General features: G+C 41.0%; 8 protein-coding genes and 2 pseudogenes. 3 read left to right on the forward strand and 7 right to left on the reverse strand.

Annotation, left to right across the window (positions count from 1 at the left end):
- From BST85_RS14170 to BST85_RS14185, 4 genes and pseudogenes are all read right to left on the reverse strand, one after another.
- A pseudogene (locus BST85_RS14170) lies at positions 1-554 on the reverse strand (transporter); the annotation flags it as partial.
- Between the two features lie 122 nt (positions 555-676).
- A complete protein-coding gene (locus BST85_RS14175) occupies positions 677-1762 on the reverse strand; it encodes a BamA/TamA family outer membrane protein (protein ID WP_181040049.1) in 1086 nt (361 codons plus the stop codon).
- Between the two features lie 110 nt (positions 1763-1872).
- Positions 1873-2838 carry a SphA family protein gene (locus BST85_RS14180; protein WP_245917701.1) on the reverse strand — a complete coding sequence of 322 codons (966 nt, stop codon included), beginning with the start codon at positions 2836-2838 and terminating at the stop codon, positions 1873-1875.
- A 146-nt stretch (positions 2839-2984) separates the two neighbouring features.
- The gene (locus BST85_RS14185) at positions 2985-4469 is read right to left on the reverse strand and encodes an arylsulfatase (RefSeq protein WP_104813688.1); all 1485 of its coding nucleotides are present in this window, start codon (positions 4467-4469) and stop codon (positions 2985-2987) included.
- Between the two features lie 941 nt (positions 4470-5410).
- Between BST85_RS14185 and BST85_RS14190 the strand changes: the two genes are divergently transcribed.
- The 3 genes from BST85_RS14190 to BST85_RS14755 all read left to right on the forward strand — a co-directional run bounded on the left by BST85_RS14190 (position 5411) and on the right by BST85_RS14755 (position 8684).
- The gene (locus tag BST85_RS14190) at positions 5411-7066 is read left to right on the forward strand and encodes a serine hydrolase domain-containing protein (RefSeq protein WP_181040026.1); all 1656 of its coding nucleotides are present in this window, start codon (positions 5411-5413) and stop codon (positions 7064-7066) included.
- A gap of 92 nt (positions 7067-7158) precedes the next feature.
- Positions 7159-7671 (forward strand): DUF7010 family protein, encoded by a 513-nt coding sequence (locus BST85_RS14195; RefSeq protein ID WP_104814030.1) that lies wholly within the window; start codon positions 7159-7161, stop codon positions 7669-7671.
- Positions 7672-7877: 206 nt separating this feature from the next.
- Positions 7878-8684 carry a DUF1254 domain-containing protein gene (locus tag BST85_RS14755; protein WP_342750442.1) on the forward strand — a complete coding sequence of 269 codons (807 nt, stop codon included), beginning with the start codon at positions 7878-7880 and terminating at the stop codon, positions 8682-8684.
- Positions 8685-8762: 78 nt separating this feature from the next.
- Here the strand turns inward: BST85_RS14755 and BST85_RS14400 are convergent.
- The 3 genes and pseudogenes from BST85_RS14400 to BST85_RS14215 form a co-directional block, all read right to left on the reverse strand.
- A pseudogene (locus tag BST85_RS14400) lies at positions 8763-9638 on the reverse strand (DUF1254 domain-containing protein); the annotation flags it as partial.
- Between the two features lie 180 nt (positions 9639-9818).
- Complete coding sequence (locus BST85_RS14210; protein ID WP_104813686.1) at positions 9819-10358, reverse strand: DUF7010 family protein; 540 nt, start codon at positions 10356-10358, stop codon at positions 9819-9821.
- 92 nt (positions 10359-10450) lie between these two features.
- A complete protein-coding gene (locus BST85_RS14215; protein ID WP_104814031.1) occupies positions 10451-11782 on the reverse strand; it encodes a serine hydrolase domain-containing protein in 1332 nt (443 codons plus the stop codon).
- Positions 11783-11826: the final 44 nt, after the last annotated feature.

Genomic DNA, 11826 nt, shown 5'->3' on the forward strand with positions numbered 1-11826 from the left:
AAAAAATTCACATCAGACACTACATCATCAGAGCCTGCAAAATCCCATGTGTTTTGTACTAAAGCACCAATGGTCCAGCCATTTTGTTGGGTGAGCGCAATGAATGATGGCCCAGCGGTCCACTTTTCTAGGCCTATGCCTGTCTTCCCAGTAGGTATGCCTATGGCTACACCATAACCGGTGATTAATTTCTTGGGCTTAGCTGAGGTTAGAAACAGACTTAAATTGATATCCCCGATGCCAGTAGAACGATCATCCATACCAACAGGTAGTGATGAAATGGGAATAATTGTTCTTGTGATAAGATTGTATTTTTCACCGAGCGAAAAAGGTACTACTGGTTGAATATTCAATGTATTACGGTTTCTGTCAAAAGGGCCTACATTAAAGTCTAGGTTATTTTGAAAAGGAATACTGATGAGACTGGCTATGGGATTTTGAATTTTGTTTGCCAAATCACTAGAGGCTGTTTCAGCAGAATCAGCCTGAGCCATTAGCCTTGAGGCACAAACAACCCAAAGGGCCAACACTAAATAAATACTTCGCTTTTTCATCTGATCATTTTTTAAGTTTTAAATCATGTATAATGTACTTCACATATATTAAATAGCTGATTAACATTTACTTATAGTTAAAATTACCTAGCTATCCACTAAACACCATACCTCCCAGCCTTCTAGAAAGCTTCTTCAATACCAAAATAGATCCCAGTACTTCCATCAATACCAATCCCCAAATCAGCCCTTAGATTAACACTCTCCTCCTTATTAAATTTAAATCTAAGCCCTGTGCCAAGACTGTATTTCAAGTTAGAAAAATCAAACTTTAAAATATCTTCTGCCACGTTCCCTAATGTTCCAAAAACCACAAACCCCCATCGCTCGGCAAAGAATTGCCGATGCTCTAGCTGAATCATTGAAAAGAAATTATCCCTGTAGCGGCCATAAAAATAGCCTCGCATCTGTACACCTCCAATAGAGGGCAACTTGTAAAACGGGGCATCACCAACCACAGATTCTAAATAAAAATTCCCTGCCAAAACACCTCTCTTATTGGTTTTATAATAGACACGAGCATCTAGCTGAAACTGTGCAAAAACAAAATCACTCCACTCGGGGTAAACGATCGCTCTAAAATATTGATAGTTACCTTCTGTGGGGTAGAAGAGATGGTCTCTCTTGTCCCATAATAAATCCGTTCCTAGACCAATCAATTGGCCACCGTTGGCCCCGATTACTGAAGGATCTTCTAACTGTGGATTCCCCATCCTATCTCTTATAGTTGTATTATCATAATCCACAATAATACCTGTTCTATCTGCAGAAAATAATTCAGGTGGCACCTGAATTGTTAGGGTGGCCGAAAAGGTTTGCTGGGCGTAATTAGTAGTGTCGCTATCCGGAACATCATTTCCAATTCCCCAAAATTTATTTATAAAGTAGCCATAACTTAAAGGCAATTCGAAATACAGCTTATTCTCAAGGAAATAGTAGACATTATTCATACTAATCTTGTATTGTTTATTGGTAGAATAGTATCCGCCAAAACCTATTTTTGAAGGTTTTAAGTTTTGAGATTGCCCTGTGTAAAAAATATAAATACCACCAGCTCCAAAAGCTAATTTGGACTCCGGGGTGTAAAACACATAAGGATATGCCTTTAATGACGACTTCTTTTTAGCCTGGGAGCTATCTGAACTCACCTCATCAGGACTTTCCATGTATACATTTTGAATAATAGAAGTGCTTAAACTATCTATCATTTCAATATTTTGACCATGACAGATCATAAATGGGAAGGCTAGCAGAAGTAAACTTAGCCGCATTTTCGTTTCAAATAATTTTAGCATCACAACACGCACCTCCCATCACATTAATTTTTGGAAACCAGAAGGTTAGGATTAAAAAGAAGGTTTAGCACAACCATGTTATTCTTAAACCGCTGGCGCAATCCATAATCAAAACCATATTTGAAATTTATATTTAATCGCTGTGCAATAGGCCAGTATCCTACATTAAAAAACAATGAGCTTTTACGATCAAAATTAGCGGTATTCCAAAACACATCTTCACCTGTATCTTCGGTTACTTGCCAGTTGTGAGCCCCTGCAATACCCACTTCCAGTTTTTCGGATAAAAATTGACTTAAACCATACTCCAAAGTAAAACGAGATCCAGGACGCACATCACTATCCTTAATTTTTGAATTGGCCTCATAGGTTAGGCCTAACATGATGGTACTAGATTTATCTTCAATTGGATAGTAATATCCGAAGCCCTGCATTTGATGGGTCCAATACCCTAAACCTATATTATCCGATGCTCCGGTCGTGTATCTACCTGTTGGGGCATAAATGGTATATGCCGTTGTGACATCCATTTTTTGACCGCCCCAACTCAATCCAAAAGGAATAAAAATAAAATCCCCAAACCCTGAAACTTTTGCCGTACTTTCATTACTTAAAGGCACACCCAAAACGTTTCCTGGCCCCTCTGTTAAAAGGGACACATCTGCACTTACATAATTAGGAGCTATTCCAACAATGTAGCGGGCATCTCCAAGCAGTTTTATTTTAGGAGAGGCCCAAGCAATTACGGGTGCACTACCAAATCCATTTAATTTAGTTGATGCATTTATATCAGGTAAGACAGGATTGAGATCGCTTAAACTAATGCCATCGAATTTGTTACCATTTTGGTCAAAGTATGCCGAACTGGAAGCATAAAAGTTATACCACAAAATAAACAAGCCAGAAGAAGGCGGTTGGGCCATGTCTCTTGTATTGATAAGGCCCGGATAATAATGACCAGCCTGAAAAGCAGAGGCTTGCTGCGCCACTGTACTGGAAAGATTTAAAAATACAGTAAGTATTACTAGGCATCTTATAGCCAGCAAACACGTATTTATACTGTAAGAATTCATCGCTTATGATGTCTAAAAAGTATCATAGGATTTCCCGTTTGATCTAGTTGTCACAGTGCAACTCAATTTCGATTTCCAAACCTGGTCATAGACAATGGTTTGGGGTTCGGATATTGCTGGAGCGTTTTATAATATTCAGACACGGTTTTCAAATATGGAGCAATGACCCAGGCTACAAAGCCCACTTGATTCCATTGCTCCCGAGGATCTTGTTTTATGTTATAAATTGCAGGGTAACCCACACCGTCCACACGATAGGCCCCAATCCCATATTGGCTTGGTGTACCGTCAGAGTTTGTGAACTGTCTGGGGTAGATTCTCCAGTGTTTCCAACGTACTGCAGCCACTTCACCATCAATGAAAGTGATTAAACTTTCCCTAGCTGATTTATTTTGACCCATAAACAACCCCATTTGATTTACCCCGTCAATAGCTCTATCTTGAGGCATATCTGCACCAATAACAGCAGCAAGTGAAGGCATAAAATCATGAATAGATACCATGCCATTACTCACAGACGGTTTAATTTTATTTGGCCATTTAATTATTCCAGGAACCCTGAGAGATCCTTCAAGCGCATCCCCAATTTCACCTCGCCAAGGCCCAGCAGAACTACCCATAAAGTCCCCATTTGTTCCTTGCGCTTGTACAGGTCCATTGTCAGAAAGCCATATGACAATCGTATTGTTTTCAATACCTGCATCTTTAATAGCATTCATAACTTGACCGGTCCTGTAGTCCAGTTCCATTACCATATCACCGTATGGACCTGAACTCGATTTACCCACAAAATCCGGATGCGAAAGCCCGGGGTAATGTACATGAGACCAACCCACATATAAAAAAAATGGTGTTTTTGATTTGGCTTGTTTTTCTATATACTTTACAGAAGCATCGGCAATGTCCTTTTCGATTTGCCTGCGGTATTCTAAATCGTAAGCCCGCACCTTTTTTAATTCGTTTGTTCCTTCTTGAGACTCCCATATGTAGGGCTGTGCGTTTTGTATAAACTCCTCAGGAAGTCTGGACCTTCTCATTGTCTCTGGGTAAAGTGTGCCATCCGTTGTTTCGAGTATACCTACATGGTATTCATCAAACCCTTGATTGGTAGGGAGGCTTTGCGTTTCTTGACCTAAATGCCATTTACCCACCATACCAGTGGCATATCCTTTAGATTTAAACATCTCAGCCATGGTCAATTCACTATCCTGTAGGGTACTTGGAGTACCAGCCACGATAATGCTATTTAATCCCGACCTAGTGGAATACCTCCCTGTCATTAGCGCTGCACGACTTGGAGTACACCCTGGCTCTACAAAAAACTGTGTTAACTGGAAGCCTTCCTTGGCAATTTGATCAACATTTGGAGTTGGCATTCCCCGTATTTCACCACCTCCATAAACCCCTAAATCACCATAACCCATGTTGTCAGCAAGCATGATAACAACATTTGGTTTCTCTTTTTGAGCAATTGCACCTGCAGTTATAAACGTAAATAATACCGATATTAGGGAGCAAGTGAACTTGTTGTGATAAAAATATTTCATAGGTCACTAATTTTAGAAATTGTGATTTTCAACAGATTTAACCCATATTTGTTCTTAACTGAAGTTAAAGAGGCTACAAGGCTTTTTGAAAACAATTAGCCCAATAGCACGTATCTTTCGATAAAACTGTCTTCTGCTTAGATAAGTGGAATTCTGTTTATTTTCTGCAAACACTAGGCTGTTTAGGCGCTCCATCACAATTCCTCTCCCAATCACTTTCCCAAGTAGACTGACCAGGTTTGGTAATTAAGGTATCATGAGGGAAAAATGATCCTTTGAGACTGAATCGAATGATTGTTTCCAAAAGGCCAAAGCCTGTGTAACAAATACTTGCAGTAACAACGCATACAAGATTTTGCGGGTTACAGGAAGTCGCATAAGAATAAGGCGATAAATCTTTAACTTGTAAAGACGTTTAAGTTAAACGCAATACACTTGCAAGTGCCGACAGCTGTCGGGAGGCAAGCCATAAAAGCCGAGATCAATTAAAACAAAATCTTCTCCAAGAAAAATGAAAGAAATAATTCAGTCGCTCTTAGAATTTTCAGATGAGAGTTATGATCTCTTGATTAAGGTTGCAACTGAAAAAGAAGTAAGTAGGAATCAATTAATATTTCATCCCGATAAACCAACGAACAAGATTTTATTTCTGAAAAGGGGGCTGCTTAGAGGGTAGAAAATTATCGATGGTAAAGACTACACCCATCATTTCTATTTTGAGAACTGGTTTGCAACAGATTATTCCAGTTTCTTAAGCGAAAAGCCCAGTCAGATCTTCATTGAAAGCATTGAAAAAACCAGGTTTCTCTCCTAATCCTGCATCTTGTTTATTTGACCAATACCCTTGTTTTCATTGGTAAAGGCAAATGGTTTACCTAAATTTATCTTTTGTCACCACCTTTGAGATGCTAACTAGCGAACTAACCATTTTCACCAACCCTATGAAAACACTTCTACTAGCCTTGGGATTGATTGTCCTTTCAATCCCTTGCTCTGGGCAAATTGCTGAAGCAAAAGCCATTGACGAAGTATTTACCACATTGATCAGCCCGCAGTCCCCCGGAGCTTCATTGGGCGTTTTTAAAGATGGACAATTGGTCTATGGTAAGGGATACGGACTGGCTAACATGGAATACGACATTCCCAATGACACCCAATCTGTGTTTCGAATTGGTTCGACCTCCAAGCAATTCACTGCCGCCTGTGTAGTGTTGCTCGCGCAACAAGGAAAGCTTAGTCTGGAAGATCCTTTAAGTAAACACTTTCCTGAATTTCCGGATTATGCAGACCGGATCACCATCCGGCAACTGATGAATCATACCAGTGGAATTCGAGATTATTTACAGATCTCCTATTTGAGAGGGATGAGCGAGGACGATTTCTATACCGACCAGGAGATCATGCGGTGGCTGGTCAACCAGACCGATCTGAATTTTGAGCCGGGAAGCGAATTCACGTATAGCAACTCCGGTTACTGGCTATTGGGGCAATTGGTGAACAAGGTTTCCGGGAAGAATATGGCCCAATTTGCACAAGCAGAGATCTTTGAGCCCTTGGGGATGACCGCTACCCACTTTCACAATGATCACCAGGCCATCGTCAAAAATCGAGCTTCGGGCTATGCCCCAACAACGGATGGTGGCTACCAGATCAGTATGACTACCTTAGACATGATAGGAGATGGCGGCATCTTTACCAGTATTGAGGACATCCTAAAATGGGACAATGAATACTATGAACGGAAGTTGCTGAATGATGCCTTCTGGAAAGAGATGACCACCACAGGCAAGCTCAGCAACGGAGAAGATACCGAATATGGCGGCGGTCTGTTCATGGAAGAATACAAAGGACTTAGAACGATAAGTCACGGTGGTGCTTTTGTGGGATTCCGGGCCGAACTTCTGCGCTTTCCCGATCAAAAGGTCTCTGTTGCCATATTTGCCAACCGAGGCGACGCCAACCCGTCTACTATGGCACAAGAGATTGCCGATATTATATTGAAAGACCAATTCAAAGACCTTCCGAGCGAAGCTGTGGCGGAGGTAGAAAACCCGCCCATGGATGAGGCGGAGATGGAACTGGACCAGTTGGTTGGCACCTACGAGGTAGAGCCTGGTGTGGAAGTGGTCTTCAGTATTTCCAACGATTCCCTACACGCCAAGCAAAAATGGAACGGATCCGAATACAACCTCTATCGGGAAACTGGTAATCGATTTAAAATGAAGGGGCAGGACGGTCTTAGTTTTACGTTTACGGATCTGAAAGACGGGCTGGCCCAAGAGTTGACTGTGATGCAAGGTAATCGGCCTACTCAAGTAAAGCGGAAAGAAGAAAAAGACCTCAGCGGTGTCAATCCAAATGACTATATAGGAACGTACTTCAGTCCGGAGTTGGAGGTGAATTACATCTTCGAATTGAAAGACGGACAGTTGGTCGCCCGTGTAGGGAATGGAGAGGAACACAATTGTACGTTAAGTGATGTTGACATCTATACAGGACGAATGGGGACCTATCGCTTTCAACGCACTATCGGGCAAGTGAGTGGAATGGAATTGGATTCGGGCCGGGTGATCAATGTCAAATTTGAGAAGAAGTAAACCATTCATCTTACTATGAACAAGGGCGTTCTTAAACGAAACTGTTGTGGCTTATGCAGATCAATTACAGAATTAACTGAAACTGAAATTATATGAACTTTAAAGAATTTCAAAAAGATATGCGAATTGCCTATTTAGGTGGAGGAACAGGAATTCTAGCTTCAGGTTTAATCTGGCTAATTTCGGGTTTGTCTGGTATGTATCTAACCCGAGAAACCAGTATTTTGATCTTCTTTATAGGTGGAATGCTAATTTTTCCTTTGGGAGTAATTTCTGCAAAGCTCTTGAATAGAAGTGGAAAACACCAAAATAATAATCCTCTCGCAAAGTTGGCCATCGAAAGTACCGCAATATTGTTTATTGGTCTCTTCATAGCCTATTCAGTTTTCCTGACACAAAAACTGTGGTTTTTCCCAATTATGCTGATGATAATTGGCGTAAGATATTTTGTATTTCAATCCATTTACGGAATGAAGCTCTATTGGATTTTGGGACTTTTTTTAACAATAGCCGGGATGTACTGTTTGATTTCAAACCAACCTTTTCATATTGGTGGGATCACAGGTGGAATCATTGAGCTATTTTTGGAGTCCTCGTTATTGTAAATGAAAGAAAAACAAATGAAACTTGAACTCGAATAGCACAAGGCACAACACTATGCATAGTTCATTACAGCTCAATTCCTCAGAGGAAATCAGCTGTAATTTGCCAGCTTATGTTCACCGTGAAATATCACTGCGCATGATTGCTTAAAGAAACATAAACGAACACGTTTGCAAAAATCTATTCATGAATTATAACACACAGAAAAATGAAACTATTTAGTCACATTTTAATTGGAACACTGGTTTTAGGAACGTTGATCTCCTGCAATTCTACCGAGAAAAAAGACTCAAATCAGTCAACTAATGACGAGCCAACGGCAATAATTGTAACTCAGGAAAACTTCCCTACCGCTTACAGCAATTTGCGTATGGGTATGATCGTAGAGAGAGCAGGTGGAGTAAACAAATTTATCGAAATGCCTACTCCGAGCAGTAATCCGGACGAACAGTTGGTGGTCAGAATGAACAGGGATACTTATTATTCTTCTGCAGTTATTGATGTATCAGAAGATGCTTTTATAACTATACCAGAGACAGAGCGTTACGTCAGTATTCAGATTGTTGATGAAAATCACGAAACACAACCTATGATCTATGGACCGGGAAAGCATAAGATCACAGCAAAAACGGATCATGCTTTTGTTATAGTCAGGGCCCTCGAAGACAATGCCCGAAAAAATCTCCCTATAGAAGCTGTAAGTAACAATCCCTTCGTTATGAAGGAATGGGATCTGGATAGCTTTAAAAAATTAGAAGCCGAAGGAAATGCAGTATTTGTGAAGGGTTATGACCAATCAAAAGCTTTTGGAAATAAAGAAAGCGGACAAACAACTTATATGAACTATATAGGTGCTGCCGGTGGTTGGGGTGGTGCCATGGTGGTCGATAATATTTATCAAACTTCCGGTTTCATGGATACCGAGGGGTGCTATGAAATGACTTTTCTCGATCCGCAAAACAAATACTTTTGGTCTGTAACGGTGTATAACGCCAATGGCTATATGTTTCAATGATGTGGCTAATATTTCTAGCGAAATGGATCCTGTAGTATTTCCTTCTCTGATGGGAATATTGTTGGGCATATCGTCACAACCAAATCGTACGGTAATAGTCCCATCCTCGTTGATCACAGGATCCATTTCGCTAGAAATATTAGCCACATCATTGAACATATAGCCATTGGCGTTATACACCGTTACAGACCAAAAGTATTTGTTTTGCGGATCGAGAAAAGTCATTTCATAGCACCCCTCGGTATCCATGAAACCGGAAGTTTGATAAATATTATCGACCACCATGGCACCACCCCAACCACCGGCAGCACCTATATAGTTCATATAAGTTGTTTGTCCGCTTTCTTTATTTCCAAAAGCTTTTGATTGGTCATAACCCTTCACAAATACTGCATTTCCTTCGGCTTCTAATTTTTTAAAGCTATCCAGATCCCATTCCTTCATAACGAAGGGATTGTTACTTACAGCTTCTATAGGGAGATTTTTTCGGGCATTGTCTTCGAGGGCCCTGACTATAACAAAAGCATGATCCGTTTTTGCTGTGATCTTATGCTTTCCCGGTCCATAGATCATAGGTTGTGTTTCGTGATTTTCATCAACAATCTGAATACTGACGTAACGCTCTGTCTCTGGTATAGTTATAAAAGCATCTTCTGATACATCAATAACTGCAGAAGAATAATAAGTATCCCTGTTCATTCTGACCACCAACTGTTCGTCCGGATTACTGCTCGGAGTAGGCATTTCGATAAATTTGTTTACTCCACCTGCTCTCTCTACGATCATACCCATACGCAAATTGCTGTAAGCGGTAGGGAAGTTTTCCTGAGTTACAATTATTGCCGTTGGCTCGTCATTAGTTGACTGATTTGAGTCTTTTTTCTCGGTAGAATTGCAGGAGATCAACGTTCCTAAAACCAGTGTTCCAATTAAAATGTGACTAAATAGTTTCATTTTTCTGTGTGTTATAATTCATGAATAGATTTTTGCAAACGTGTTCGTTTATGTTTCTTTAAGCAATCATGCGCAGTGATATTTCACGGTGAACATAAGCTGGCAAATTACAGCTGATTTCCTCTGAGGAATTGAGCTGTAATGAACTATGCATAGTGTTGTGCCTTGTGCTATTCGAGTTCAAGTTTCATTTGTTTTTCTTTCATTTACAATAACGAGGACTCCAAAAAATAGCTCAATGATTCCACCTGTGATCCCACCAATATGAAAAGGTTGGTTTGAAATCAAACAGTACATCCCGGCTATTGTTAAAAAAAGTCCCAAAATCCAATAGAGCTTCATTCCGTAAATGGATTGAAATACAAAATATCTTACGCCAATTATCATCAGCATAATTGGGAAAAACCACAGTTTTTGTGTCAGGAAAACTGAATAGGCTATGAAGAGACCAATAAACAATATTGCGGTACTTTCGATGGCCAACTTTGCGAGAGGATTATTATTTTGGTGTTTTCCACTTCTATTCAAGAGCTTTGCAGAAATTACTCCCAAAGGAAAAATTAGCATTCCACCTATAAAGAAGATCAAAATACTGGTTTCTCGGGTTAGATACATACCAGACAAACCCGAAATTAGCCAGATTAAACCTGAAGCTAGAATTCCTGTTCCTCCACCTAAATAGGCAATTCGCATATCTTTTTGAAATTCTTTAAAGTTCATATAATTTCAGTTTCAGTTAATTCTGTAATTGATCTGCATAAGCCACAACAGTTTCGTTTAAGAACGCCCTTGTTCATAGTAAGATGAATGGTTTACTTCTTCTCAAATTTGACATTGATCACCCGGCCCGAATCCAATTCCATTCCACTCACTTGCCCGATAGTGCGTTGAAAGCGATAGGTCCCCATTCGTCCTGTATAGATGTCAACATCACTTAACGTACAATTGTGTTCCTCTCCATTCCCTACACGGGCGACCAACTGTCCGTCTTTCAATTCGAAGATGTAATTCACCTCCAACTCCGGACTGAAGTACGTTCCTATATAGTCATTTGGATTGACACCGCTGAGGTCTTTTTCTTCTTTCCGCTTTACTTGAGTAGGCCGATTACCTTGCATCACAGTCAACTCTTGGGCCAGCCCGTCTTTCAGATCCGTAAACGTAAAACTAAGACCGTCCTGCCCCTTCATTTTAAATCGATTACCAGTTTCCCGATAGAGGTTGTATTCGGATCCGTTCCATTTTTGCTTGGCGTGTAGGGAATCGTTGGAAATACTGAAGACCACTTCCACACCAGGCTCTACCTCGTAGGTGCCAACCAACTGGTCCAGTTCCATCTCCGCCTCATCCATGGGCGGGTTTTCTACCTCCGCCACAGCTTCGCTCGGAAGGTCTTTGAATTGGTCTTTCAATATAATATCGGCAATCTCTTGTGCCATAGTAGACGGGTTGGCGTCGCCTCGGTTGGCAAATATGGCAACAGAGACCTTTTGATCGGGAAAGCGCAGAAGTTCGGCCCGGAATCCCACAAAAGCACCACCGTGACTTATCGTTCTAAGTCCTTTGTATTCTTCCATGAACAGACCGCCGCCATATTCGGTATCTTCTCCGTTGCTGAGCTTGCCTGTGGTGGTCATCTCTTTCCAGAAGGCATCATTCAGCAACTTCCGTTCATAGTATTCATTGTCCCATTTTAGGATGTCCTCAATACTGGTAAAGATGCCGCCATCTCCTATCATGTCTAAGGTAGTCATACTGATCTGGTAGCCACCATCCGTTGTTGGGGCATAGCCCGAAGCTCGATTTTTGACGATGGCCTGGTGATCATTGTGAAAGTGGGTAGCGGTCATCCCCAAGGGCTCAAAGATCTCTGCTTGTGCAAATTGGGCCATATTCTTCCCGGAAACCTTGTTCACCAATTGCCCCAATAGCCAGTAACCGGAGTTGCTATACGTGAATTCGCTTCCCGGCTCAAAATTCAGATCGGTCTGGTTGACCAGCCACCGCATGATCTCCTGGTCGGTATAGAAATCGCCTCGCTCATCCTCTCTCAAATAGGAGATCTGTAAATAATCTCGAATTCCACTGGTATGATTCATCAGTTGCCGGATGGTGATCCGGTCTGCATAATCCGGAAATTCCAGGAAAGTGTTTACTTAAAGGATCTTCCAGACTAAGCTTTCCTTGT

The organism is Aureitalea marina, assembly GCF_002943755.1.
Taxonomy (GTDB): domain Bacteria; phylum Bacteroidota; class Bacteroidia; order Flavobacteriales; family Flavobacteriaceae; genus Aureitalea; species Aureitalea marina.